This is a genomic window from Kitasatospora sp. NBC_01246 (assembly GCF_036226505.1).
Lineage (GTDB): Bacteria > Actinomycetota > Actinomycetes > Streptomycetales > Streptomycetaceae > Kitasatospora.
On record NZ_CP108484.1, the window covers coordinates 7441819 to 7467686 of the forward strand.

At 73.6% G+C, this 25868-nt stretch carries 22 protein-coding genes; 8 read left to right on the plus strand and 14 right to left on the minus strand.

Features of this window, described 5'->3' with window-relative positions; translation table 11 throughout:
* Positions 1–137: 137 nt before the first annotated feature.
* Both nagB and OG618_RS31610 read right to left on the minus strand, forming a co-directional pair.
* Positions 138–920 (minus strand): glucosamine-6-phosphate deaminase, encoded by a 783-nt coding sequence (gene nagB, locus OG618_RS31605; protein WP_329491001.1) that lies wholly within the window; start codon positions 918–920, stop codon positions 138–140.
* Between the two features lie 365 nt (positions 921–1285).
* Complete coding sequence (locus OG618_RS31610) at positions 1286–2281, minus strand: 2-hydroxyacid dehydrogenase (RefSeq protein WP_329491002.1); 996 nt, start codon at positions 2279–2281, stop codon at positions 1286–1288.
* 475 nt (positions 2282–2756) lie between these two features.
* Between OG618_RS31610 and melC1 the strand changes: the two genes are divergently transcribed.
* Positions 2757–3161: an apotyrosinase chaperone MelC1 gene (melC1, locus tag OG618_RS31615; RefSeq protein WP_329491003.1), complete on the plus strand. Its 405-nt coding sequence runs from the start codon at positions 2757–2759 to the stop codon at positions 3159–3161.
* Between the two features lie 56 nt (positions 3162–3217).
* Positions 3218–4045 carry a tyrosinase MelC2 gene (gene melC2, locus OG618_RS31620; protein ID WP_329491005.1) on the plus strand — a complete coding sequence of 276 codons (828 nt, stop codon included), beginning with the start codon at positions 3218–3220 and terminating at the stop codon, positions 4043–4045.
* An 87-nt stretch (positions 4046–4132) separates the two neighbouring features.
* On the opposite strand, the gene OG618_RS31625 is transcribed toward melC2, so the two are convergent.
* The 7 genes from OG618_RS31625 to asnB all read right to left on the minus strand — a co-directional run bounded on the left by OG618_RS31625 (position 4133) and on the right by asnB (position 14154).
* Positions 4133–5158, minus strand: coding sequence for a 6-phosphofructokinase (locus OG618_RS31625; RefSeq protein WP_329491007.1), 1026 nt, complete (start codon positions 5156–5158; stop codon positions 4133–4135).
* 351 nt (positions 5159–5509) lie between these two features.
* Positions 5510–6238, minus strand: coding sequence for a type 1 glutamine amidotransferase (locus OG618_RS31630; RefSeq protein WP_329491008.1), 729 nt, complete (start codon positions 6236–6238; stop codon positions 5510–5512).
* A gap of 43 nt (positions 6239–6281) precedes the next feature.
* Positions 6282–7544: a MurT ligase domain-containing protein gene (locus tag OG618_RS31635; protein WP_329491009.1), complete on the minus strand. Its 1263-nt coding sequence runs from the start codon at positions 7542–7544 to the stop codon at positions 6282–6284.
* Positions 7545–7922: 378 nt separating this feature from the next.
* Complete coding sequence (locus OG618_RS31640) at positions 7923–9350, minus strand: GNAT family N-acetyltransferase (RefSeq protein ID WP_329491010.1); 1428 nt, start codon at positions 9348–9350, stop codon at positions 7923–7925.
* A gap of 76 nt (positions 9351–9426) precedes the next feature.
* A complete protein-coding gene (locus OG618_RS31645) occupies positions 9427–10863 on the minus strand; it encodes a pyridoxal phosphate-dependent decarboxylase family protein (protein ID WP_329491011.1) in 1437 nt (478 codons plus the stop codon).
* Positions 10864–10983: 120 nt separating this feature from the next.
* Positions 10984–12099 (minus strand): hypothetical protein, encoded by a 1116-nt coding sequence (locus OG618_RS31650; RefSeq protein WP_329491012.1) that lies wholly within the window; start codon positions 12097–12099, stop codon positions 10984–10986.
* A 204-nt stretch (positions 12100–12303) separates the two neighbouring features.
* Positions 12304–14154: an asparagine synthase (glutamine-hydrolyzing) gene (asnB, locus tag OG618_RS31655; protein WP_329491013.1), complete on the minus strand. Its 1851-nt coding sequence runs from the start codon at positions 14152–14154 to the stop codon at positions 12304–12306.
* Positions 14155–14403: 249 nt separating this feature from the next.
* Here asnB and OG618_RS31660 point away from each other — a divergent pair, with 249 nt between their 5' ends.
* The 5 genes from OG618_RS31660 (at position 14404) to OG618_RS31680 (ending at position 19136) form a co-directional block, all read left to right on the plus strand.
* Entirely contained in the window at positions 14404–14688 is a 285-nt protein-coding gene (locus OG618_RS31660) for a hypothetical protein (protein WP_329491014.1), read from the plus strand.
* Positions 14689–14731: 43 nt separating this feature from the next.
* On the plus strand, positions 14732–16558 hold the full coding sequence (gene glmS, locus OG618_RS31665) for a glutamine--fructose-6-phosphate transaminase (isomerizing) (protein ID WP_329491015.1): 1827 nt from the start codon (positions 14732–14734) through the stop codon (positions 16556–16558).
* 167 nt (positions 16559–16725) lie between these two features.
* On the plus strand, positions 16726–18045 hold the full coding sequence (locus OG618_RS31670; RefSeq protein WP_329491016.1) for an aldehyde dehydrogenase family protein: 1320 nt from the start codon (positions 16726–16728) through the stop codon (positions 18043–18045).
* A gap of 323 nt (positions 18046–18368) precedes the next feature.
* A complete protein-coding gene (locus tag OG618_RS31675; protein WP_042388274.1) occupies positions 18369–18572 on the plus strand; it encodes a cold-shock protein in 204 nt (67 codons plus the stop codon).
* A gap of 201 nt (positions 18573–18773) precedes the next feature.
* Positions 18774–19136 (plus strand): hypothetical protein, encoded by a 363-nt coding sequence (locus OG618_RS31680; RefSeq protein ID WP_329491017.1) that lies wholly within the window; start codon positions 18774–18776, stop codon positions 19134–19136.
* Here the strand turns inward: OG618_RS31680 and OG618_RS38080 are convergent.
* From OG618_RS38080 to OG618_RS31705, 5 genes are all read right to left on the minus strand, one after another.
* A complete protein-coding gene (locus OG618_RS38080) occupies positions 19121–19666 on the minus strand; it encodes a serine hydrolase domain-containing protein (RefSeq protein WP_442906893.1) in 546 nt (181 codons plus the stop codon). The genes OG618_RS31680 and OG618_RS38080 overlap by 16 nt on opposite strands.
* Before the next feature lie 123 nt (positions 19667–19789).
* Positions 19790–20764 (minus strand): DUF1648 domain-containing protein, encoded by a 975-nt coding sequence (locus tag OG618_RS31690; RefSeq protein WP_329491018.1) that lies wholly within the window; start codon positions 20762–20764, stop codon positions 19790–19792.
* Positions 20761–21108: a GntR family transcriptional regulator gene (locus OG618_RS31695; protein WP_329491019.1), complete on the minus strand. Its 348-nt coding sequence runs from the start codon at positions 21106–21108 to the stop codon at positions 20761–20763. Before OG618_RS31695 ends, OG618_RS31690 begins: the two co-directional genes overlap by 4 nt.
* 144 nt (positions 21109–21252) lie before the next feature.
* Entirely contained in the window at positions 21253–23046 is a 1794-nt protein-coding gene (locus tag OG618_RS31700; RefSeq protein ID WP_329491020.1) for a glycoside hydrolase family 35 protein, read from the minus strand.
* A gap of 161 nt (positions 23047–23207) precedes the next feature.
* Complete coding sequence (locus tag OG618_RS31705) at positions 23208–24167, minus strand: carbohydrate kinase family protein (RefSeq protein WP_329491021.1); 960 nt, start codon at positions 24165–24167, stop codon at positions 23208–23210.
* Between the two features lie 297 nt (positions 24168–24464).
* Between OG618_RS31705 and OG618_RS31710 the strand changes: the two genes are divergently transcribed.
* The gene (locus OG618_RS31710; protein ID WP_329491022.1) at positions 24465–25868 is read left to right on the plus strand and encodes an amidase; all 1404 of its coding nucleotides are present in this window, start codon (positions 24465–24467) and stop codon (positions 25866–25868) included.

Genomic DNA, 25868 nt, shown 5'->3' on the forward strand with positions numbered 1-25868 from the left:
CCGCCGGACGGTCCCGCTGACGAGCCGCGCCGTGTCGGGCGCGGCGGCGCGGGGGAACGCCGAGGACCCGTCACCGCGGGTGGTGACGGGTCCTCGGCGGCGGGGCTCCGGTTCCACCGGGTGGCCCCGGCCTCGTGTCAGAGGCCCTGCCAGGCGGGCTTGGCGGCGTAGGTGTCGCGGAAGTAGTCGGCGAGCTTGAGGCCGGAGGCGGCCGCCTCGTCGACGACGACGGTGGCGTGCGGGTGCAGCTGCAGGGCCGAGGCGGGCACCATCGCGGACAGCGGGCCCTCCACCGCGAGGGCGACGGCCTCGGCCTTGGCCTCACCGGTGGCGAGCAGCACCAGGTGGCGGGCCTCCAGGATGGTGCCGATGCCCTGGGTGAGCACGTGGTGCGGGACTTCGTCGAGGCTGTCGAAGAACCGGGCGTTGTCCTCGCGGGTCTGCCGGGTCAGCGTCTTGATGCGGGTGCGCGAGGCGAGCGAGGAGCACGGCTCGTTGAAGCCGATGTGGCCGTCGGTGCCGATGCCGAGCAGCTGGAGGTCGACCCCGCCGGCCTCGGCGAGCGCGCGGTCGTACGCCGCCGCGGCCGCGGCGATGTCCGGCGCGTTGCCGTCCGGCCCGAGGAAGGACGCCTCGGTCAGGCCGAGCGGCCCGACGACCTCGCGCAGGACCACCGAGCGGTACGACTCGGGGTGGCCGGCCGGGAGGCCGACGTACTCGTCCAGCTGGCAGACGCGTGCGCGGGAGGCGTCCAGGGTCCCGGCCTGCACGCGGGCGGCCAGGGCCTGGTAGATCGGCGTCGGGGTGGAGCCGGTTGCCACCCCGAGCAGGGCGTCGGGCTTGTCGGTCAGCAGATCGGCGATCGCCGCGGCGATGAGGCTGCCTCCGGCGGCAGCGTCGGGCACGATCACGATTTCCATACGGATAGCCATTTCTGGAGAGCGACGTAGAGGTCTAGACCACATTCTGCCGCGAATTCCTCCCCCAGGTCCATTCCGTTCCCCTGGGCGTCCCGGAGGGTGGTCGGCCCCGCCCCGGACGGGGCGGGGCCGGGCGGTGGGCGGGCTCCTCGGCGGGTGGCCCCCGGAGCACACCGTCGACGGCGCCCCGTACGTGCACCAGGGTCATGTCGTCGGCTGCGACGCGTTCAGGATCCAGGCGCAGGCCGTCCTGCGGGCGGACACGCTCGACCGAACGCACTCGACCGGGACGGCGACGGCATCGCGTGCCCGGACCTCCCCGGGCCGAAGGACCGCAAACCGGGCCCCCGCCGGGCACCCCGGGGTCAGTTCCCCGGTACCAGGGTGTTCTCGCTGCGCCGGCCGGCTTCGAAGTCGTCGACGTTGCGGACCGTCGCCTCGATGATCTGGCCGACGGCGGTGTGCGTGAAGTAGGCCTGGTGGGAGGTGATCAGGACCTGCGGGAAGGTGACCAGCCGGGCGAGCGTGTCGTCGCTGACGCCCTCGACCGAGCGGTCGTAGAAGAAGACGCCGGTCTCCTCCTCGTAGACGTCCAGACCGACGCCGGACAGCCGGCCGGCGCGCAGCGTCTCGACCAGGGCGGTGGTGTCGACGAGGCCGCCGCGGCTGGAGTTGATCAGGATCGCGTCGTCCTTCATCAGGGCGAGCGCCGCGCCGTCGATCACGTGGTGGGTGCTCGGGACCAGCGGGACGTGCAGGCTGATCAGGTCGCTGCGGGCGAGCAGTTCGGCGCGGTCCACGTAGGTCATGCCGAGCGCGGTGCATGCGGGGTTTTCCGCGATGTCCCAGCCGAGCAGCTCGGTGCCGAAGCCGTGGGCGATCCGGGCGAAGCACTCGCCGATCTTGCCGGTGCCGAGCACGCCGACCGTCATCCCGTGGATGTCGCGGCCGAGCAGCCCGTCCAGCCGGAAGTCGAACTCGCGGGAGCGGTTGGTGGCCCGGGTGAGCCGCCGGTTCACCGCGAGCGCCAGCGCCCAGGCGTGTTCGGCGACGGCGTACGGGCTGTAGTACGAGACCCGGGCGACGGTGAGGCCGAGCTCGGCGGCGGCGTCCAGGTCGATGTTGTTGAAGCCGGTGGAGCGCTGCGCGATCAGCTCGGTGCCGCCGGATGCGAGCAGGCCGAGCGTCCGGGCGTCCAGGACGTCGTTGACGCTGCTGCTGACCGCGCGGTGCCCGGCCGCCAGCGGGGCGGTGTCGCGGTCGAGGAAGACCGCCAGGCTGCGCAGCGCGTGGCGCTCGGCGAAGGCCTTCTCCAGCAGGGGCCGCTCATCTTGTTGGACGCCGTAGGCGAGGATCTCCATCCCGTCACGCTACCGAGCCGTCCTGCTCCGACGCCCCCGACGCGTCGGGGGCGTCGCGCCCACCGGACGAATCGACAGTTGTGGCCGTTGGCACCGGGGTTCGGCCACCGACGGCCGGAGGGAGGCCGTCCCATCGCGCCATCCTGGCCGGGTGGTGCGGGTCACCGGGGAAGGGTCGGGGGCGAAGGATTTTCGGTGCGGGATCTGCACAGCGTGAAGATCGATCCGGGTCTGACGATCATTCAGTGGAGAAACGGGAGATCTTCCTGGGGCGTCCGAGGCGTGGGCAGCCGGGGGATGGCTGAATCCGCGCCAACCGTACGTACCCCCGCCGATCGGCAGTTCACTAGGTCGAGTTGCCCTGCGAGCATCGAAACAGCGAGCACGATCATGAAATCGCCTCGCATTAACGTTTCTGCAAGCTTTTCTGAACGGCGCCCCAACACCAGACGGGGTGCCCAAGGGGGGTACCACCATGTCCGAAGACACCCATGCCTCGGAGCTGACCCGGCGGCGGATGCTGCAGGGGGCCGCCGTGGCCCTGACCGCGGCCGCCGGCACCGTCGTGCTCGGCGTCGCCGGTCCGACCAGCAAGTCGGCGACGGCGGCCGACCCGGGGGCGTCCGACACCTTCGACGAGGTCTTCCAGGGCCGTCGCATCCAGGGCCGCCCGGTCACCGACGGCAGCAGCCACCACCACGGCGGCGCCGGCTACTCGGTGCGGATCGACGGCGACGAGCTGCACATGATGCGCAACGCGGACGGCACCTGGATCAGCGTCGTCAACCACTACCAGACCTTCGCCACGCCGCGCGCGCTCGCCCGCGCGGCCGTCAGCGAGCTGCAGGGCGCCACGCTCGTGCCGATCGCGACGGTCTGAGCACCGAGTCCGAACACCCGGACCAGGAACACCACTTCACACCCAAGGGGGGACTCATGGCAGTCCGCAAGAACCAGGCGACCCTGACGGCCCAGGAGAAGCGCGCCTTCGTCAACGCCGTGCTCGAACTCAAGCGCAACGGCGGTTACGACTCCTTCGTCACGACCCACAACAACTTCATCATCAGCGACACCGACAACGGCGAGCGGGTCGGCCACCGTTCGCCGTCCTTCCTGCCCTGGCACCGGCGCTTCCTGCTCCAGTTCGAGGAGGCCCTGCAGGCGATCGACCCGACCGTCACCCTCCCGTACTGGGACTGGACGGCGGACCGCACCACCACCGCCTCGATCTGGGGCGCCGACTTCATGGGCGGCAACGGCCGCAGCAGCGACGGCCAGGTGACCACCGGGCCGTTCGCCTTCTCCGGCGGCAACTGGGCGCTGAACGTGCGGCCGGACAGCCGCACCTTCCTGCGGCGCCAGTTCGGCGCCTCGGTCGCCCAGCTGCCGACCCGCGCCGAGGCCACCGGTGTGCTGGCGATCGCCGCGTACGACGCCGCGCCGTGGAACAGCGCCTCGGACGGCTTCCGCAACAACCTGGAGGGCTGGCGCGGGGTCAACCTGCACAACCGGGTGCACGTCTGGGTCGGCGGTCACATGACCACCGGCATGTCGCCCAACGACCCGGTGTTCTGGCTGCACCACTGTTTCATCGACAAGCTCTGGTCGGAGTGGCAGAAGCTCCACCCGTCGTCCACCTACCTGCCGGCGGCCGGCACGGCGAACGTGGTCGACCTCGCCGAGACCATGAAGCCGTGGAACAACGTGACCCCGGCGGACATGCTCGACCACACCGCCCGCTACACCTACGACACCGGCTTCTGATCGGCCGCGCGCCGACCTGACGCCCGCACGAGACGGCGCCGGCCCCCGAGCGGTTGCTCGGGGGCCGGCGGCCGCGGTCGGGTCTGGTCAGATGACCGTCTCCGCCTCCAGGTAACGCTCCTGCGGCACGGTCTTGAGCTCGGCGACGGCCTCGCCGATCGGCACCAGGTTGATGTTGGTGCCCTGCAGTGCGGTGATGTGGCCGAAGGCGCCCTTGTGGACGGCCTCCACGGCGTGCCAGCCGAACCGGGTGGCCAGCACCCGGTCGTACGCGGTCGGGGTGCCGCCGCGCTGGGTGTGGCCGAGGATCACCGGGCGGGCCTCCTTGCCGAGCCGGTGCTCCAGCTCCCGGGAGAGCTGGGTGGCGATGCCGGTGAACCGCTCGTGGCCGTAGATGTCCTTGCTGCCCTCTTCCCAGTGCATGGTGCCGGGCTCGGGCTTGGCGCCCTCGGCGCAGACCACGATCGCGAACTTCTTCTGCCGGTCGAAGCGCTCGCGGACGACGGCCGTGAGCTTGTCGATGTGGAACGGGCGCTCCGGGACGACGATCGCGTGGGCGCCGGCGGCCATGCCCGCGTTGAGCGCGATCCAGCCGGTGTGCCGGCCCATGACCTCGACGACCATGACCCGCTGGTGCGACTCGGCCGTGGTCTTCAGCCGGTCCAGCGCGTCGGTGGCGACCGAGACCGCGGTGTCGAAGCCGAAGGTGACATCGGTGCACGCGATGTCGTTGTCGATGGTCTTCGGCACGCCGACGATCGGCAGACCGGCGTCGCTCATCAGCTTGGCGGCCTTGAGGGTGCCCTCGCCGCCGATCGGGATGACCGCGTCCAGACCGAGGTCGGCGCAGTACCGCTTGGCGCGCTCGACGCCGTCCCGCAGATGGCTCGGCTGCACTCGCGAGGAGCCGAGGATGGTGCCGCCCTGGGCGAGGATGCCGCTCACCGAGTCCAGGGTCAGGGGGCGGTGGACGCCCTCCAGGAAACCTCGCCAGCCGTCCTCGAACCCGATGATCTCGTCGCCGTGGTCGACCACCCCCCGGTGGACCACGGAGCGGATCACCGCATTCAGGCCGGGGCAGTCACCGCCGCTGGTCAGCACTCCAATACGCATTGCTTTGCAACTCCCGAGCAGAACCGAGGAACGGCCGGACTACAGGCTGGGACGACGAACCGTCACCGTAGCGGTCGGTTCCCACACCGTGATGGCGGGGAGATGACCGAGGGGTGAAGGACCGGTCGATCCGGACAGAACGCCCGAAAACGACCGTGCAGTCGAGCATACGACCCCTGCGTCCGGCCGGGCAGGAGCCGACGCGGGAGCGGCGCCGTCGGCGCCCCCGCGCGGAAGTGCAGCCTGCTGCCGAGGAGGGTGTGCAGCCGGCATCCCCATTGTCGTACGTCCGGGCCCGCCCGTGGACCGGATGACCGCATCGCGGGCACCCGGTCGGAGCGGGCCGGCGTACTACGCGGGGCGCGAAGTGGCCGCGATGCGCTCGGCGCGCAGCGCGTCGTACCAGGTGGTGTCGGCCGGCGGCAGGGCGTTCACGTCCAGCGCCAGCTTGATCAGCATGTCCGCGACCGCGGGATTGCGGGCCATCACGGGGCCGTGCAGGTACGTCCCGAAGACGGTGTCCCGCCAGGCGCCCTCGGTGCCGTCACCGGTGCCGTTGCCCCGGCCCGCGGTGACGGTGGCCAGCGGCTGGACGCCCTGGCCGAGGTGCGTGATGCCCTGGTGGTTCTCGAAACCGGTCAGCTGCGGCAGGGCCAGGCGCGGGTCGACGTCGGCGAGCACGTCGCCGACGCAGCGGGCGCCCTCGCCGCGGGTGGTCCAGACGTCGAGCAGGCCGAGGCCCGGCTCGCGCTCGCCGAGGTCGTTGACGAACTCGTGGCCGAGGATCTGGTAGCCGGCGCAGACGGCGAAGATGATCGCGCCGTTCTCGGCGGCCCGGACCAGCCCGCTGTCGCCCCGCAGGCGCTCGGCGGCCAGCCGCTGCGGCCGGTCCTCACCGCCGCCGATCAGGTAGATGTCACCGCTGGTGGGCACCGCCTGGTCGGAGCGGACGTCGATCCTGGTCACGTTGAGGTGGCGCTGGCGGGCCCGGCGCTCCACGACCAGGGCGTTGCCCCGGTCGCCGTAGGTGCTGAGCAGGTCGGGGTAGACCCAGACCACGCGCAGGCTGCTCTCACTCATCCTCGAAGGCCTTCCGTCGTGAAGTGGGCTGCTGGGCCGGGCATCAGCCGGCCACGACCTTCCGCAGCTGCTGGAAGGCGGTGTAGTTGGCGATCGCCTCGATCCGGCCGGGCGGGGCCATCCGGACGGCCTGCTCCAGCGAGTCCACCACGTGGAACTGCAGCCCGGCGACCTCCAGGCGGACGGCGAGGTCCAGCTTGCGCTGGCCCATCACGAAGACCGGGTGCCCGGCGAGGCGCTCGTAGTCGACGTCCCAGAGCCACGAGGTGTCGGTTCCGTCGGCGTCGAGCGCGTTGACGGAGAGGATCACCGGCGCCGGCGGGCCGTCGATCAGCGAGAAGGTCTCCAGCCAGCCGGCCGGGTTCTTGGCGAGCAGCAGCCTGATGTCCCGGCCCTGGTACTGGACCACGTCGTAGCGGCCGGCCACGGCCGTCACCGACTGCATCCGCTCCAGTGCGACCTGCGGCGGGACGCCGAAGACGGCGGCCACGGCGGCGGAGCTGGTGGCGTTGGCCAGGTTGGCGCGGCCGGGCAGCTGGAGCTGGATCGGCCAGGCGCCGCGCTGCGGGTCGATCACGTGGGTGCCCTGGAGCGCCCAGTGCGGGTTGGGGCGCCGGAAGCCGCAGTCCTGGCAGAACCAGTCGTCGCCGGGGCGCTGCATCACGCCGCCGCAGGCGGGGCAGGACCAGGCGTCCTCCTTCCAGGCCTGTCCGGCGGCCACCCAGACCACCTTCTTGCAGGAGGAGGCGGCCCAGGTCACCAGCGGGTCGTCGGCGTTGGCGATGACCACGGCCTCGGTGTCCTGGAGGCCCTCACGCCACTTCTCGGCCATCATCCGGGTCTCGGCGGCGCGGTCCAGCTGGTCGCGCGAGAGGTTGAGCAGGGCGATCGCCTTGGGGTGGGTGTCACGGGCCACTCCGGCCAGGTACTTCTCGTCCACCTCGATGACGCCGAAGCGGGCGTCCGTGCCGCCGGCCAGGGCGGAGGTGATGCCGGCCGGCATGTTGGCGCCCAGGGCGTTGGAGACCACCGGGCCGGCGGCGCGCAGCGCCTCGGCGATCAGCCGGGTGGTCGTGGTCTTGCCGTTGGTGGCACTGACCAGCACGACGTCCAGGTGGTCGGCGAGGGTGGCGAGCAGGTCGGGGTCGAGCCTCAGGGCGATCTTGCCGCCGATCACCGAGCCGCTGCCTCGGCCCGCCTTCTGGGACAGGGCGGCGGCCACCTTGCCGGCCGTGACCGCGATCTTGGCGCGGGCGGGCAGCGAGGCGTCGCGTGCGCCTGTGGGCTCCGATTCGGTGCCTGCCATGCTCAGTGGTTCCTCCTTGCTGCGGCACCGCCCGGGGCCGGATAACGGGCCGTCGGGCGGCGGGGACGGGGCCAGCCTACCGACTCCGCCGCCCGGCTCGACGCTCCGGACCCCGCGCCGCCTGCTGCGACGGCGCCGGCTGCCTCGTCGGCGCCGCTCTGACGTGGCGTCAGAACGGGCGGTGTACGGAGGGGCCTTGCCCTACGGGGGACGCCTCGGCCGGGCCGGTCGGTTCCCCCGGCGCGCGCCTGCGAAGGGCCCGCCGAGCGGCCCGGCGGCGCCGGTCCGGGCCGGGCGCGCGACGGTCCGGGCGGCGTGATCGCCACCCGGACCGGTGTGCGTGCCGAGGCCCGCGGTGAGGATCCGGTGAAGACCGGACTACCTGCCCGGCCGGGTGGGCCAGGGCACGGGCAGCTCCTCGGCGGCCTCCGCCAGGTGCGCGGTGATCACCAGGGTGCCCTCCTCGACCTGGTAGTCCAGTGGCGCGGCCAGCTTGCGCATGGTGGCGATCAGCCCGGTGTTGGAGGAGTGGGTGACGGCGTAGACCGTCTCCACCCCGGCCTCCAGCGCCAGCGCGGCCATCCGCCGCATCAGGTCGAGCCCCAGCCCGCGCCGCTGCCAGTCGTCCTCGACCAGCACCGCGACCTCGGCGCTGCCGTCGTCCCACATCAGGTGCCCGAGGGCGACGATCCGCCCGTCGGGGGCCTCGACCGTGAGGGTCTGGCCGTGCCGGGCGTCCAGCAGGTGGTCCAGATAGCGGTCGGCGTCCCGGACCGGGCCGTGGTAGCGCCGGCGCAGGGTCTCCGGGGAGCAGCGCCCGTGCATCGCCAGCGCCGCCTCCCGGTCGCCCTCGTCCGCGCGCCGCACGGTCAGGTCCGCCCCGGCGGGCAGCCGCAGCCGGGCCCGGACGTCCGGCACCCGGGGGCCGAGCAGGGTGTCCAGCTCGACCAGGGCCTGGGCCCGGGCGAACTCGGTCGGGGTGAACGGCAGGTGCGGGCGGCTGAGCTCGATGAGGTCGCCGGAGGGCACCGGCAGCCGCATCAGGTGCCCGTCCACCCCGGCGCCGCCGCGCCGGGCCGCGCCCGGGTACTGCCGGATGGCGCACTGCCCGAACAGCCGGCGCAGCGCGATCGGCAGCTCGGCGGCGTCCAGCGCGGTGCGGGTCGCCAGTGCCAGGACGTGGGTGGGCACGTCCACCAGGTCGTGCGCGTCGGCCGGGTCGGTCCAGATGTCGTGCCCGCCGGCCGACGCCACCAGCGCGGCCAGGTCGGTCCGGGTGAGGGCGTGCGGCGCCCGGACGAAGAACTCGTCCACGGTGCCGTTCGGCAGCGGGTGGGACTGCATCGAGATGATGTTGACCTGCCGCTCGGCGAAGGCCGTGCAGACCCGGGCCAGACTGCCGGGGGAGTCCTGCACCGTGGTGCGGACCCGCCAGAGCGCGGTCTGCTCGAAGTCGGCCAGCGGCCCCTTCAGCCCCTCCGCCGCGTTCGGCGCGGGCGGACCCGGGGGCGCCGACGCGTCCGGGGCCGGCGGGCCGTGCAGATGGTGCCGGTGTGACCACCAGGTGTGGAACAGCGCCGTGGCGAGCAGGGCCACCGCCGAGGCGGCGAGCACCACCGGGCCCTCCGGGCCGTGCACGACGAGCTTGGCCACCAGGTCGGCGGCGGTCACCGAGAGGAAGACCGCGGCCAGCTCCACGGTGTCGCGGCGCCAGCGGTGGGTTCTGGCGCCGCGCCGTTGGGCACGGGAGGGGGCCGGCGAGTGGTCGGTGGATTCGGTCGTCGTCAGAGGCTCCGTGTGCTCCATGCCATCAATCTGCCGCTCCGGTGTTTCGCGATCACGAATCCCCCGTGACCTGTCGGTAAATGTCTCCGGGCCTCGGTTACCGCTGCTCGCCGGCGAGCAGTTCGGCCGCGGCCGACTTCACCTCGGTGAGCAGCAGGGCGAGGTCCGCCTCGGTGGTCGCGGCGTTCAACAGGCAGGCGCGCAGCATCTCGTGGCCGTCGAGCCGGGCGCCGGTGACGAAGACCCGGCCGCGCCGCTGCACCGCAGTCGGCAGCTCCCGGTTGAGCGCGTCCAGCGCGGCGCCGTCCAGGCCGGCGGCGCGGTGACGGAACGCCACGATCGAGGTCTGCACCTCGGCCAGCAGCTCCAACTCGTCGTCCGCCTCGACGAGTTCCCCGAGGTGGCGGGCCAGCGCGGTGCACCGGGCGATGTCCCGGGCGATGCCGTCGCGGCCCCGGTGGGCGATGGTGGCCCAGACCTTGAGGGCGCGGAAGGGGCGGGTCTGCTCGGTGCCGTACTCGGAGAACCAGCCGAGCGCCCCGGCGGCCTCGTCGCGCAGGTAGGGCGGCACCAGGCTGAAGGTGGCGCGCAGCTCCTCGGTGTTGCGCACCAGCGCGCAGCCGCAGTCCACCGGGACGCCGAGCCACTTGTGCGGGTCGAGGGCGAGTGAGTCGGCCCGCGCCAGCCCGGCGTAGCGGTGGGCGATCAGCGGGTCCAGCACGCCGAAGGCCCCGTACGCGCCGTCCACGTGCAGCCAGAGGCGCTGCTCGGCGCAGACGTCGGCGATCGGCCCGAAGGCGTCCACGGCGCCGGTGCCGACCGTGCCGGCGGAGGCCACCACCAGGAACGGCAGCAGTCCGGCGGCCCGGTCCCGCTCGATCGCGGCCCGCAGGACGGCCGGGTCGAGCCGGCCGTCGGGGCCGGTGGCGACGGTGCGCAGGTGCCGGCTGCCCAGGCCGAGCAGCTCGGCGGCCTTGCGCACGCACGAGTGCGTCTCGCCGGTGACGTAGCCGACCAGCGGCGGCAGCCCGGCGAGGCCGTCCTCGCGGACGTCCCACCCGGCCGCGCGGGCGGCCCGGTCGCGGGCGGCGGCGAGGCAGACGATGGTCGCCATCGAGGTGCCCGAGGTGAGCAGCCCACCGCCGGCCGGGTGGGGGAAGCCGACCAGCTCGGCGATCCAGCGGACCACGGCCCGCTCCAGGTGGACGTCGGCGTGGTCGCCGCCGGCCGAGCTGGGGTTCATGGCGGACGCGGCGAGGGTGGCGAGCACGCCGGCCGGCGCGGGGGCGGAGTTCACCCAGCCGAAGAACCGCGGGTTGCCGTTGCCCATCGGGTACGGCAGCACCTCCGCGTCGATGGCGGTGAGCAGCTCGGTGAGCGGCCGGCCGGCCGCGGGCAGCGGCGCGTCCAGCAGGGCCTGCCGGGCGCTGTCGTCCATCGGCTGCCAGACCGGGCGCGCGGGCAGGTCGGCGAGGTAGTCGCTGACCAGGTCGGCGGCGGCGTGCGCGGCGGCGCGGAAGTCCTCGGAGGTCACGGCGGGCTCCAGGTGGTACGGGGCCTGGTGGCGCGGCGTCCTCGGCGCACCCGGATCAGCCCGATCCTACGAAAGCGGGCCCGCGCCGTGCGGCGCGGGCCCGGTCCTGGGGGGAGGGGGTCAGTCCAGGGAGGCGGAGAGCCCGCTCGCCGAGCGGCAGTAGCCCTGCATCTCCTTGTTCGTGATCTTGGCGCAGAGCCGGCCGGCCGCGCCGCCGTCGGTGTAGTTGACCGTGTAGTAGCTGACCAGGCCCTCGGCGCAGGCCTTGCGCTGCCAGCCGTCGGCGGCGGTCGCGCACTGCTCGGCGGCCCAGTCCTCGCGGTCCAGGTTGTACTTCATGGTCCGCGAGCCGACGCCCCGGCTGCAGTCCACCGCGCCGCCGCTCGCCTTGCCGTTGAGGCACCACTTCAGCGCCTCGCCGTAGACCTCGGGGTGGTTCGGGTAGTCGTGCGAGGAGAGGAAGAAGGTCGGCGCGTAGAAGTAGCAGGCGGACTGGTAGAGGGCCGGCTGGTCCTTGCACGGGTAGAGCGGGTCCTGCGCGAGCTTGTCGGCGGGCAGGTTCGCCTTCGCCTTCTCGTCCTCCTCGTCCGGGCCGAAGAGCTGCATGAACAGGCCCTCCGAGCAGCGGATCCGGTTCTGGTCGGTGGTGAACTTGTTGCAGAGGTCGCGGGCCTTGGCCACGTCCTGCTTGGCGACGAACATCGTGCCGTGCCCGACGCCGTGGATGCAGGGGCCGGTGTTCTTGGGCGCGCAGAGCTTGAGCAGGTCCACCTCGGGCTGGGCGGAGGCGTTCAGCATCTCCTCGACCGCGCCGTGCAGGTAGCCGGCCGCGCAGGTCTCGTGGGGGAAGGAGATGACCTTCTGGAAGTCGGCGTTGTACCGCTTGACCGCCTCGTGCCCGAGCTCGTGCGCGATCGGGTGGCAGAACCGGACGGTGTACGGCAGCTGCTTGGTGATCCGGTCGAGGTCCGCCAGCGCCACCCCCGGGTCGCTCGCCTGCATCTCGGCCATCATCTTGTTGCGCAGCGTCGAGCGGGTCCAGACCGCCGGGTCACCGGTCGGGGTGGCCGTCGCGGCGCCGCCGACGGGGGGTGCGTTGGAGCCGGCCGCGGTGGCGGCGCCGGGGGCGGTCGCCGAGGTGCTCGTCGCGGGGGTCCAGTCGGTGACGGCCACCGACCCGAGGCCCAGCACTCCCAGCAGGAGGGCGGTGAGAATCGCGAAGACTCGCGGCTGCATGGCGGAGATCCCCCGGCGGATCGAGACGGACGGTTCGCTCCCCATCCTGACGCCACGGGGGCGGGAATCCGCGTTTTGGGCAGCCATTCGGGAGGTGTCGGCGACGCTATCGCACGTCGCACCCGGTCAACGAAGCGGGATGCCCGGCGGTCACCACCCGGACGGCGGGCACCCGGCACGCCGCCGTCCGGAGGTGACGGCCGCTCACAGTTCCAGGGAGACCTGGTACCCCGTCAGCCAGGCGTTGAGGTCCAGCGCCAGGTCGACGCCGAGCCGGACGGACTGCGGGTCGGTGTCCGGCGCGAGCGCGTCGGTGAGCGCCCGGCGGTCCAGCAGGCCGAGCACGGGGGCGCCCGGGTCGGCGGCGAGTTCGGCGAGTTCGGCGCGCAGCAGCGCCGGGTAGTGCGGATCCTGGACGACGGGGTACGGGCTCTTCACCCGGTCGGCGATCTCGGCCGGCAGCAGGTCGCGGACGGCGGCCCGCAGCAGGCTCTTCTCCCGGCCGTCGAAGCTCTTCATCGCCCAGGGGGTGTTGAAGACGTACTGGACCAGCCGGTGGTCGCAGAACGGCACCCGGACCTCCAGGCCGTTGGCCATGCTCATCCGGTCCTTGCGGTCCAGCAGGATGCAGACGAAGCGGGTGAGGTTGAGGTAGGAGATCTCGCGCATCCGGCGTTCCACCGGGTCGGCGCCGGGCAGGTGGGGGACTTCGGTCAGCGCCTCGCGGTAGCGGGCCCGCCGGTACTCGGCCACGTCGAGCTTCTCGGCCAGCCCCCGGTCCAGCAGCTGGTCGCGGGGGCCGGCGCCGGTTCCGCCGAGCTGGGTGACCGCGTCCACCCACGGGAAGTCGTCGGCGGCGACCAGCTTCGGGTCGTGGTACCAGCGGTAGCCGCCGAACAGCTCGTCGGCTGACTCGCCGGACAGCGCCACGGTGGACTTCTCGCGCACGCCCCGGAAGAGCAGCAGCAGCGAGACGTCCATGTCGCCGAAGCCGCCGGGGGTGTCCCGGGCCCGCAGTACGGCGGAGCGCTGCGCCGGGTCGGTGAGCGCGGCGCTGTCCAGCTCGATGACGTGGTGGTCGGCGCCGACGTGCCCGGCCAGCATCCGCGCGTAAGGGCCGTCCGGGGTGGACCGGACGGCGTCGGCCCGGAAGCTCTCGCTCTGGCCGGTGAAGTCGACCGCGAAGGAGCGCACCGGGCCGGCTCCGGCCGTCCGCAGCGCCCGGGCGGCGATGGCGGTGACGGCGCTGGAGTCGAGCCCGCCGGAGAGCAGCGAGCAGAGCGGGACGTCCGCCTCCAGCTGGCGGTGGACGATGTCCTCCAGCAGGGCGCGGACGGTGGCGACGGTGGTCTCCAGGTTGTGGGTGTGCTCGCGGGCCTCCAGCGCCCAGTACCGCCGGGTCGTGACGCCCTGGCTGCGCACCCGGACGACGTGGCCGGGCCGCACCTCGGCGATCCCCCGGTAGACGGTGCGGCCGGGGGTCCGGCTGACGGCGAGCATCTCGCGCAGCCCGTCCAGGTCGACCACCGCCCGGACGTCCGGGTGCGCCAGCACGGCCTTGGCCTCGGAGCCGAAGACCACGCCGTGCGGCGTCCGGAAGTAGTGCAGCGGCTTGACGCCCATCCGGTCGCGGACCAGCAGCAGCTCCTGGCGGCGGGAGTCCCAGACGGCGAAGGCGAACATGCCGTTCAGCCGCTCGGCCAGGCCCTCGCCCCACTCCAGGTAGGCGTGCAGCACCACCTCGGTGTCGCTGCGGGTGCGGAACCGGTGGCCGGCCGCCTCCAGCTCGGCGCGCAGCTCGCGGTGGTTGTAGACCTCGCCGCTGTAGGTGAGGGCGGCCAGTACGCGGCCGTCGTGCTCGACGGTCATGGGCTGGGTGCCGCCCTCGATGTCGATCACGGCGAGGCGGCGGTGGCCGAGCGCGGCGTGCCGCTCCAGGTGGGCGCCGCCGGCGTCCGGGCCGCGGCAGAGCTGGGTCCGCGTCATCGCGTCCAGCACTGGACGCTGGGCGGTGAGGTCGCGCTCGAAGTCGACCCATCCGGTGATCCCGCACATCAGCAAGCCTCCGGTCTTCCGCTACGCATCTCCGATGCGTATGCGGAGTATCACGCTACGGGGCGTAGTGGTGTCGCTACAAGGGTGTGTCGGCCGGGTGGCGAGCCGGCGCCGGTCGGGGTGGCGCGCCGCCACCTGAGAGGCGGAAGGGGCTTCGGGCGCCCCGCCTGGTCCGAATGTCGTAAGGTCTGCCCGAAATCGGGCAGGATCTTTGATCTCGCGGCTCGGTCCGGCCTAGGCTCCCCGTTCGTGTCCAGCTCTCCCGGCTCCTCGCACCCTCACGAAGACCTGCTCGCCCACCTCACCCGGACCAGCCCGCTCGGGCCCCGCGAGGCGGCGCGGGTGGTGGCGGAGGTGCTGGCGTACTTCTCCGAGACGGCCGAGGAGTACGTCCGCCGCCGCCACGGCGAGCTGCAGGCACGCGGCCTGACCAACGAGAAGATCTTCGCCCGGCTGGCCGAGGAGCTGCCCGCCCGGCGCGTCGCGGCGCCCGGGCTCTCGGCCCGCCAGCTGCGCCGGATCGTCTACGGCTGACCGCCGTCGCCCCTCGCCCTCCCCGTTCAAGGAGTCCACCCAGATGTGCGGAATCGTGGCCTACATCGGCCCCAAGGACGCGACCCCCTTCCTCCTGGAGGGCCTGGCCCGGCTGGAGTACCGCGGCTACGACTCGGCCGGCGTGGCCGTGACCGGCCGCACCGGCGGCCTCAAGCTCCGCAAGGTCAAGGGCCGGGTCGCCGACCTCGCCGCCGCCGTGCCGGCCCGGTTCAAGGGCACCACCGGCATCGGGCACACCCGCTGGGCGACCCACGGCGTGCCCAGCGACGCCAACGCCCACCCGCACCTGGACAACGCCGAGCGCATCGCCGTCGTCCACAACGGCATCATCGAGAACGCCGACGAGCTGCGGGCCAAGCTGACCGCCGACGGCGCGGTGTTCCGCTCCGAGACCGACACCGAGGTGCTCGCCCACCTGATCGCCGCGCACGCCGCCGAGGGCGCGGAGCTGGAGGACGCGGTGCGCGCCGCGCTCGCCAAGGTGGTCGGCACCTACGGCATCGCCGTGCTCGACGCGGAGCAGCCCGACCGGATCGTCGTCGCCCGCAACGGCAGCCCGATCGTGCTCGGCATCGGCGAGAAGGAGATGTTCGCCGCCTCCGACGTCTCCGCCCTCGTCCGCTACACCCGCCAGGTCGTCCACCTGGAGGACGGCGAGCTGGCCACCGTCCGCGCCGACGGCTTCCGCACCTTCACCGAGGACGCCCGCACCACCCACCGCCAGCCGTCCACCGTCGACTGGGAGATCGACTCCTACGACACCGGCGGCTTCGAGCACTTCCTGCTCAAGGAGATCCACGAGCAGCCCGGCTCGGTGGAGCGCACCCTCAGCGGCCGGCTCGACGAGCGCTTCGCCACCGCCCACCTCGGCGGTCTCAACCTGGACGCCCGCGAGCTGCGCGAGATCCGCCGGGTCAAGATCCTCGGCTGCGGCTCCGCCTACTACGCCGGCGAGATGGGCGCCCAGCTGATCGAGGAGCTGTCCCGGATCCCCGCCCACAGCGAGCCGGCCTCGGAGTTCCGCTACCGCAACCCGGTGATCGAGGCGGACACCCTGTACGTGGCGGTCAGCCAGTCCGGCGAGACCTACGACACGCTCGCCGCCGTCCAGGAGATCAAGCGCAAGGGCGGGCGGGTGCTCGGCGTGGTCAACACCGTCGGCAGCGCCATCGCGCGCGAGTGCGACGGCGGCATCTACCTGCACGCCGGACCGGAGATCTCGGTCGCCTCCACCAAGGCCTTCACCTCGACGGTGGTCGCCTTCGCGCTGCTCGCCCTGCACTTCGGCCGCATCCACGACCTCTCGCCCGCCGACGGCCGCCGGATCGTGGCCGGGCTGAAGGCGCTGCCGGACCAGATCCGGGAGATCCTCGCGCAGGGCGAGGAGATCGCCGAGCTCGCGGCCGCGTACGCCGAGTCCGAAGGCATGATGTTCATCGGCCGGGTCCGCGGCTTCCCGGTGGCCCGCGAGGGTGCGCAGAAGCTCAAGGAGATCTCCTACGTCCACGCCGAGGCCTACCCCGCCAGCGAGCTGAAGCACGGCCCGCTCGCGCTGATCAGCCCCGAGCTGCCGACCGTCGCGCTGGTTCCGGACGACGAGCTGCTCGACAAGAACCTCACCACCCTCGGTGAGATCAAGGCCCGCTCCGGCCGCGTGCTGGCCGTCGCCCACCGCCGGCCCGAGGCCAAGCTCGCGGACCACTGCGTCCTGGTGCCCAAGAGCGAGCCGGAGCTGGACCCGCTGCTCCTCAACATCCCGCTCCAGCTGCTGGCCTACTACGCCGCGGTGGCCCTGAAGCGCGACGTCGACAAGCCGCGCAACCTGGCGAAGAGCGTGACGGTCGAGTAGCGGCCGCCCGGCCGCACGGAACCGGCCGCCCGGGTGCGTCGCGCGCCCGGGCGGCCGCGCCGGTCCCGGAGATGATTGACTTTGCCAACCATCTCGGCCTACTGTCGACAGAAGCTTGATGTTGTCAACTATCAAGCGCTTCAAAATTTCCTGTCGGGAGTACTCTCATGAAGGCCATCACCGAATCCGATCCCGCCACCGTCGTCGCCGGGCTGCGCGCCGCCTTCGCGAGCGGCCGGACCCGCCCGGTCGCCTGGCGCCGGGAGCAGCTGGGCGCCCTGCGCGCGCTGCTCACCGAGCGAAGCGAGGATTTCCTCACGGCGCTCCACGCCGACCTCGGCAAGGGACCCGCCGAGGCGTACCGCACGGAGATCGCCTTCACCCTCAACGAGCTCGACCACACCGTCCGGCACCTGGACGAGTGGCTGAGCCCGCGGCCGGCCGACGTCCCCGAGGCGTTCCGCCCGGCCACCGCCCGGGTGGTCCGGGAGCCGCTCGGCGTGGTGCTGGTGATCGCGCCCTGGAACTACCCGCTCCAGCTCGCCCTGGCCCCGGTGGTGGGCGCGCTGGCGGCCGGCAACGCCGTCCTCGTGAAGCCCAGCGAGCTGGCCCCCGCCACCTCCGCCGCGCTGGCCCGGCTGCTCCCGCGCTACCTCGACCCGGAGGCCGTCGCCGTCGTCGAGGGTGCCGTCCCGGAGACCACCGCCCTGCTGGAGCAGCGGTTCGACCACATCTTCTACACCGGCAACGGCGCGGTCGGCCGGATCGTGATGACCGCCGCCGCCCGCCACCTGACCCCGGTGACCCTGGAACTCGGCGGCAAGAGCCCGGTGGTGGTCGACCCGGACACCGACCTGGAGGTCACCGCCCGGCGGCTGGCCGCCGGCAAGTTCCTCAACGCCGGCCAGACCTGCGTGGCCCCCGACTACGTCCTCGCCGTGGGCGGCACCGGCCCCGCGCTGGCCGGGCACCTGGCCGAGGCCGTCCGCGCGCTCTACGGCGAGGACCCGGCGGCTGATCCCGAGTACGGCCGGATCGTCAACACCCGCCACTTCGACCGCCTGGCCGCGCTGCTCGGCGACGGCCGCGTGGTCACCGGCGGCGGCCACGACCGGGCCACCCGCTTCATCGAGCCCACCGTGCTGGCCGACGTGGATCCGGACGCCCCGGTGATGCGCGAGGAGATCTTCGGCCCGGTGCTGCCGGTGCTGGAGGTGGCCGATCTCGACGCGGCGATCGCCTTCATCACCGCGCGGGAGAAGCCGCTCGCGCTCTACGCCTTCACGGAGTCGGAGACGACCAAGCGCCGGCTCGCCGAGGAGACCTCCTCCGGTGCCCTGGTCTTCGGCCTTCCGGTGTCCCATCTGGCCGTGCCCGAACTGCCCTTCGGCGGCGTCGGGGAGAGCGGCATGGGCAACTACCACGGCGAGTACTCGCTGGCGACGTTCAGCCACACCAAGGCGGTGCTCGACAAGCCGCTGGGCTGAGCCCGGGGGCCCGTCCAGGGGCGCCGCCCGCCTCCCGGGGCGGGCGGCGCCCGCGTTCGGAACCGGCCGCGCGCGGCCGGGCCGGACGGTGCCGGATGCCACACCGCGGACGCGCCCGGAAAAGGACCCCGTTTCGCGCCCGCACCTGCTACAGTCGACGTCAGTTGCAGTTTTGGTTCCCATGAACTCTGTGTGCGCCTGCCGGTTGTAACCGCTGGCGCATTTTTGTTTTCCCCGGATTTTCCTCGGGTGGGCCTCATCGCGGCGACGCGGGACTTCGCGAGGTGCGAAGCTCCGGATTTGCCCTTTCAAGGAGAATTTTTATGGCTAATGGCACTGTGAAGTGGTTCAACGCGGAGAAGGGCTTCGGCTTCATCGAGCAGGAGGGTGGCGGCCCGGACGTCTTCGCCCACTACTCGAACATCAACGCCCAGGGCTTCCGTGAGCTGCTCGAGGGCCAGAAGGTCGAGTTCGACGTCACGCAGGGCCAGAAGGGCCCGCAGGCGGAGAACATTCGCCCCCTGTAGTACGCACCGCTGAGCGGCCCTGGCCGAACAGCACGGGCCTGCACTGCGCTTCGCGCACGGTGCAGGCCCTTCGGCGTTCCCGGGGGCGGACCGGGCGGCCGTGGGCGCCCGCGGCCGACAGGCGGCGCCGGGACCGGCCGGAGCGAAGCCGACGGGCCCGGGACCCTGACTCCGCCGGGTCCGGTCCGTTAGCCTGGCGGTATGCCGAACCCGGATCCGTTGCTCATCAGTATCACCGCGATGGTGGAGTCGACGGGCAGTAATCAGATGCCGATCACCGTGGTCGTCCCCGGCGCAGTCATCACCGGGCGGCTCGCCGCCGAGACTGTCTGGCGGGAACGAGTCGCCGAAGTCCTGGAAGCGTCCGACCACCTCAAACCCTTCGCGCCGCTGTTCGCCGATGCGGTGACGGACGCCGACGCCCCGGTGACCCACCTGCACCTGCACCTCGCCAAGATCCTGCAGGGCAGCTTCGGCCTCCCGCACACCGGCGGGATGTACCGCATCGCGATCGACGACGTCAGCAGCTGGACCCTGGGGGACCTCAGCTACTCGGACCAGTGACGGCGGCGGGTGCCCGGCCGGTCGCGCAGGCCGGCCGGGCACCCGTCCTCAGCGCACCGCCGCGGCGGCGCGGAGGACGGCCGCGGCCAGCGCGTGGTTCTCCGGCGCACCACCGCCTTCGGTGCCGAACCTGCGGCGGGTGTAGCCGCACGCCACTCCGCTGCGAGGATCGGCGAACGACTGGGCGCCCACCGCGCCGCTGTGTCCGAAGGCGTGATCCCGGCCTTGCCCTCCGCCGCGAACTCCGGCCAGTGACGGGCCACTTCCTCGTCCAGGCCGAGCACGCCCCGCTGCACCAGCAGCGCCACCACCAGATGGGCGGCGCCCTTCGCCGAGGAGTAGACGGAGAGCAGCGAGTCACCCGCCATGCCCTCGCCCGTCCAGAGGTCCACCACCCGGCGGCCGTCCAGATGGGCGGCCAGCTGGGCGCCGCCGTGGCCCGGATCGGTGGCCACGACGGCGGCGAACTCCGCGCGCACCCCCTCGAATCCCGGCGCCACGCTGCCATGGACGGTGGTACTGCTCGACATTGGTCCCCCGGGGTCGCACACCTGGTCAGGCCTTGATCATCGGCCTGTCGAAGCGTCAACCACCGGTGGGCCGGGCGCATTCCTGCCGGGCACGCGGTTCCTTCGGGGCCGGGCCGGGCGTGGTCACCCGTCGGCCCGCTGCGCCGCGAGGGTGTTGAGCAGGGCGGCGCCGCGCTCGGCGTCGTCGACGCTGACCGCGAACTCCGCGCCCGTGCGCGGGTGGACGACCAGGCACTCGCCGCGCCGGAGCATCACGGTGGTGCCCAGCCCGCTCAGCCGATAGCCCCAGCCGCCGACCTGGGCGGGCGTCCGCTGTTCGACGCGGGCCGACTCGATGTCCTGGACCGGCCAGCGCCGGACCGGCCAGCCCGCCGGGCCGAAGGCCACCTCCAGGCCTTCGGGCGTCACCCGGGCCTGGACGGAGGAGCAGCCGAGCACCGCCGCGGCGACGAGGGCCAGCGGGGCGATCGCCGCCCAGGGGGCGTCGATGAGCCCGCCGGCCGCGGCGATCGCCCCGGCCGCCGCGGCCAGACCGAACACGGCAGCGGTCAGTTGGAGCCAGGGGTTGGTCGTCCAGGAGAGCCAGACGAACCGCTCTCCCACGGGGACGTCGAGCACCGGTCCGCCGGCCGGGGCCGCGGCGGCCGTCGTACCGCGCCGGCCGACGAGCAGGCCCAGCAGGCCGGCGAGCAGGGCCGCGCCCACGGTCAGGGCGACTGCGGCGCCGACCCCGTCGGCCTCGGCCCAGTCGGCGCGGTCCAGGTTGGCGTGCACGATGGCGGCCTGGGCGCCGGTCAGCAGGACGCCGGTGAAGAGCAGCGTCGCGCCGAACCAGGGGCGCGCCGGCGGGGTCGTGCGCCGGGTCAGCAGGGCGAGGACCAGTACCAGGACCGCCCAGATCAGGGCGGGGAAGAGCGGGACGGCCCAGCGGGGCAGCGAGCCGTCCGGCTGCCCGCCGTCGCCCCAGTGGGTGGCCACCCGCTGGGGCAGCCGCCCGGCGGCACTCAGCGGCAGGGCGACCAGCGCCGCCAGGACGCCGGTCACCCAGGCCGCCGCGCTCCAGCGCGCTCCACGATTCCGGTTCCCCCCACTGCTCACGGCAGCCTCCTGATCAGTTCGACGAGATCGGCCCGGCTGTACCCCAGGCGGGCCGCTTCGGCGACCAGTTCGGCCGCCTGCCGGGCCAGTTCGGCGCGCTGGCCGGCGCCGCCGGCGACGGTCACGCCGCGCCCCCGGCGGAACTCCAGCACTCCCTCGTCCCGGAGGGCCCGCAGGCCCCGCAGGACGGTGTTGGCGTTGACGCCGAGCGCGCGGGAGAGCTCCCGGGCGGGCGGCAGTCGGTCGCCCGGCGCGCACTCGCCCTCGGCGATCGCGCGCCGGATCGCACCCGCGACCTGCTCGTGCAGGGGGCGGTTGTCGGTGAGGTCCAGCTTGAGCAACATGGTGATATCGACAGTAGCACCATGTGGCGATAGTGCCATCGCCGAGGGAGCGGCCGGACCGCCGCGTCCGCGCCGGCCGAGGCCGTTCGCGGGGCGGGGGCCCGCCGGATTCCGGGCGCCGGGGGCTCGGCGCTCCGGGTGGCCTCAGTAGTCCGCGCTGGGCGCCGCCGCCGTGGGGCCGAGGTCCGGCGTGTCGCGGAGTTCGACCGCCTCCCCGTGGGTCTCCAGTTCGAGGACGACCAGCTCGTTGCGGCCGGCCCGCCAGAGCGGGGCCGGCGCGTACAGCGTGCGCTGCGGGCCCTGCCGGGTGTAGCGGCCGAGCAGGAAGCCGTTCAGCCAGAGCAGGCCCCGGCCCCAGTCCGGGAGGGCGACGAAGGCGTCGGCGGGGGCGTCCAGCGCGGCCTCGAAGCGGTGGAAGACCGGGTCACCGTCGGCGGCCGGTGCGGTGGCGTCACCGAAGGCGAGCGGGCCCAGGTCGTCGAGCGGGAGCGGGCGGATCTCCCAGCCGAAGAGGCGCTGGGAGCCGTGCGAGACGCCGCGGCCGATGCCCTTGCGGTCGTCCAGCTGAGGGCCGTAGTTCACCCGGCCGAGCGCCTCCACCAGGATGTCGAGCGCCGCACCGGCCGGGCCGCTCTCCAGCGGCAGCGTCCCACCGGGGGCATTGCGGTCCAGGACGCCGAGCGGCACGCCGTCGGCGAAGACGTGGGCCCGGTCGCCGATCCCGTCGATCCGCAGCGCCGCGGCCGGGCGGGGGCCGGGCACCCGGGTGCGGTAGTGGATCAGGCCGAGGGACTGGCCGACCCGCTCCATCGGCTCCGGCGTCGCGCTGCGGACCGGCGTGGACAGCGCGTCGAGGGAGGCCAGCAGGCGGGCGCGGCCGGTCGGGCTTGCGAGCCGCTGCGGCGCGACGCGCGGGGCGGGCTCCGGCAGCGCCGCGTCCGGCAGTGGGGCGTACTTGGCGATGACGGACCGGAACGCGTGGAACTTCTCGGTCAGTTCACCCGCCTCGCCGATCGGCGCGTCGTAGTCGTAGCTGGTGGAGGCGGGCTCGTACCCGGCGTCGTACGGATGGGCGCCGAAGTGGTTGGCGCCCGACCAGAAGCCGAAGTTCGTGCCGCCGTGGGCCATGTAGAGATTGACCGAGGCGCCGGTCGCGAGGAGTTCGTCGAGGGAGCGCGCGGACTCCCCGGCGTCGCGGACGTGGTGCGGCCCGCCGACCCGGTCGAACCAGCCGATCCAGAACTCCATCGCCGTCAGCGGGCCCTTGGGCTGGTGGCGGCGCAGGACGGCGAAGCGCTCGGCGGCCCGCGACCCGAAGGTGGCGGTGGCCAACTGGCCGGGGATCGCGCCGCCCTGCTGCATGGCGTCCTCGGCGCCGTCCGTGGTGAAGAGCAGGCAGTCCAGGCCCCGGCCGAGCAGGCCGTCGCGCAGGTGGGCCAGGTACCCGGCGTCGTCGCCGTAGCTGCCGTACTCGTTCTCGACCTGGACGGCGACCACCGGGCCGCCGCGGCTCGCCAGCAGCGGCAGGATCTCGGGCACCACGGCGTCGAACCAGCCGTCCACCTCGGCCAGGAAGGCCGGGTCGGCGCAGCGCAGCCGCACGCCGTCGGCGGCGAGCAGGCGGGCCGGGAGGCCGCCGAACTCCCACTCCGCGCAGATGTACGGGCCGGGGCGCAGGATCACGTCCAGGCCGTTCGCCCGCGCCAGCCAGGCGAACCGGGCGATGTCCCGCCAGCCGGTGAAGTCGACCTCGCCGGAGGACAGTTCGTGGAAGTTCCAGGGGACGTAGGTGTCGACGGTGTTGGCGCCCATCGCGCGCAGCCGGCGCAGGCGGTCGTCCCAGAGGTCGGGGTGGACGCGGAAGTAGTGCAGGGCGCCGGAGATGATCCGGTGCGGGGCGCCGGCGCGGCGGAACCCGGTGTCGTCGTAGTCGAGCAAGGGGGCCTGCCTTCGGTGGGAACACGGTGGGATCGCGGAGTGATCGTGGTGTGCCGGGCGAGGGTCGAGGGGCCGACGGTCGGTGTACGGGTGATCTTCGGAGCCTACCCGGGGCGGCCGACGGGATGCCGGAGCACGGGCCACCGGTGCGGGGCGTCGGGCTACGAGTCGGCCCGGTCCCGGAGGTCGGCGTGCCAGGGCGGGTTGGGGCCGGCGACCGAGCAGGTCAGGGCGGCCACCCGGGCGGCGAATCGGCAGGCGTCGTGCACCTCCTCCGGGGTCAGCGCGTCGAGGCGGCCGCCGAGCCGGCCGATCCCGCCGAGGTGGTGCAGCAGGCCGCCGGTGAAGGCGTCGCCGGCGCCGATGGTGTCGACCACGTCGGTCCGCGGGGCGTCGACGGTCAGCCGCTCGCCGTCCAGCGAGGCCAGCGCGCCCCGGCCGCCCAGGGTGATCACGACCAGTCGAACGCCGGCCAGGTGCCAGTCGTCGCAGGCGCGTTCGGCACTGACGCCGGGCAGCAGCAGGTCGAGGTCGTCCGCGCTGAGCCGCAGGATGTCGGCGGCCGCGCACCAGTGCGGAAGCCGGGACCGGTAGCGTGCCGGATCGACCAGCAGCGGACGCACGTTGGGGTCGATCGACACGGTCGGGCGGCCGGGGGCCCGGGTCAGCAACTCCTCGACGCGGGGGCCGCCGGGCTCGCGGACCAGGGCGAGCGAGCCGGTGTGCAGACAGCCCACGCCGGCCAGCGGGAGGGCGCCGAGCTCGGCCGGCGTCCAGGCCCAGTCGGCGGTGCCCTCGGCGTGGAACGAGTAGCGGGCCTGGCCCAGTTCGTCCACGGTGGCGATGGCCAGGGTGCTGGGTTCGGCCGCCGCGACACTGCCGCCGAGGTCGACGCCGGAGGAGTCGAGGTGCTGTCGGAACAGCGCCCCGAAGGGGTCGGCGGAGATCCGGCCGAGGAAGCGGGTCGGGGTGCCCAGCCGGGCCAGCGCGACGGCGGTGTTGGCGGGGCCGCCGCCGGGCAGGACGCGCAGCGCGAGTTCGCCGGGGCGCCGCTCGGCGGAGGAGTCGGTGAACGCGTCGGCGACGCACTCGCCGAGTACGGCGACCGGGAGTCGGGTCATGGCGGACCGCCTTCGGGAGAGGGCTCGTTGGGTGCTGCCGGGCGTCCCGGGCGACACCGCAGGGGTGTTCCCGGGGCACCTCAGCGTACGGGGGGATGCCGCCGGGGCGGGAGCACCGAAGGCCCGCACGGCGCCGGGCGGGCGTTGCTCACGGCGTTGCTCACGGCGCGTCGGATCAGGTGGCCCGGTCGCCCGGCCCGTCCGCCCGGCCGTCCGGTGGGGTGTCCGGGCGGGCGGAGCACGCCTAGACTGCGGAACTCGCGCGGTATTACCGACCGGTAGGGATGGGGAGTTCGGATGGCCGAGGAGCGGGTCCACGCGTTCGGGGACGACGCGTTGGGGGAGCACGACGCGGTCGCGCTGGCGGCGCTGGTACGGTCCGGCGAGGTCGCTCCCGGTGAGCTGGCCGCCGCCGCGGCGGCGCGCGCCGAGCGGGTCGACGCGGCGCTGGCACCCGTCGCGTTCGCGTCGTACGGGCAGCCGCGCAGCGCCCCGGCCGGTGGTGGGGCCCCGCTGTTCGGGGTCCCGAGCTACCTCAAGGACAACGTGGACCTGCGGGGGATGCCCACCGGGCAGGGCAGTTCGGCGTTCCGCGCCAAGCCGGCACGGCGCGACGCCGGCTTCGCCGAGCAGTTCCTCAGCACCGGCCTGGCGGTGCTGGGCAAGACCAGGATGCCGGAGTTCGGCCTCAACGCCTCGACCGAGTTCGCCGAGGCCCGGCCGGTCCGCAACCCGTGGCGGACCTCGCACTCGCCGGGGGCCTCCTCCGGCGGCGCGGCCGCGCTGGTCGCGGCGGGCGTCGTGCCGATCGCGCACGCCAACGACGGCGGCGGGTCGATCCGCATACCGGCCGCCTGCTGCGGCCTGGTCGGCCTGAAGCCGACCCGCGGCCGGCTGGTCGCCAACGACCAGGGCCGCCGGCTGCCGATCGACCTGGTGACGGACGGTGTGGTGACGCGCTCCGTCCGGGACACCGCCGCCTTCTTCGCCGCCGCCGAACTCCACCACCGCAATCCGGCGCTGCCGCCGCTCGGACTGGTGGAGGGCCCGGGGGACCGGCCGCTGCGGGTCGGCCTGGTGGTGGACTCCCCGATCGCCGTCACCGACGGGCCGACCCGGCAGGCGGTCGAGCGGACGGCGGCGCGGCTGGAGGCGATGGGGCACAAGGTCACGCCCGCGACGCTGCCGTTCGGCGAGGACTTCTCCCGCGACTTCACGCTCTACTGGGGCTGCATCGCCTTCATGATCGCCACCACCGGCCGGCTGCTGCTGGACCCGGGCTTCCAGGCGCGGAAGCTGGACGGTCTGACCACGGGGCTGCGGCGGCGCTTCCACCGGGAGTTCCTGCGCACGCCCGGCGTGCTGCGCCGGCTCCGGCAGGCGGAGGCTGCGTACGGCGGACTGTTCCGCGAGCACGACGTGATCCTCTCGCCGGTGCTGGCCCATGTCGCGCCGCCGATAGGGCACTTGAGCCCGAACGTGGCATTCGACGAGCTGCTGGACCGGCTGGGCCGGTACGTGGCCTTCACCCCGGTGAACAACGTGACGGGCGGCCCGGGGATCTCGCTGCCCGCCGAGTCGGCCGGGAACGGGCTGCCGATCGGGGTGCACCTGTCGGCCGCGCACGGCCGGGAGCGGCTGCTGCTGGAGCTGGCGTTCGCGCTGGAGGCGGACCGGCCCTGGCAGCGGATCCAGGACTGA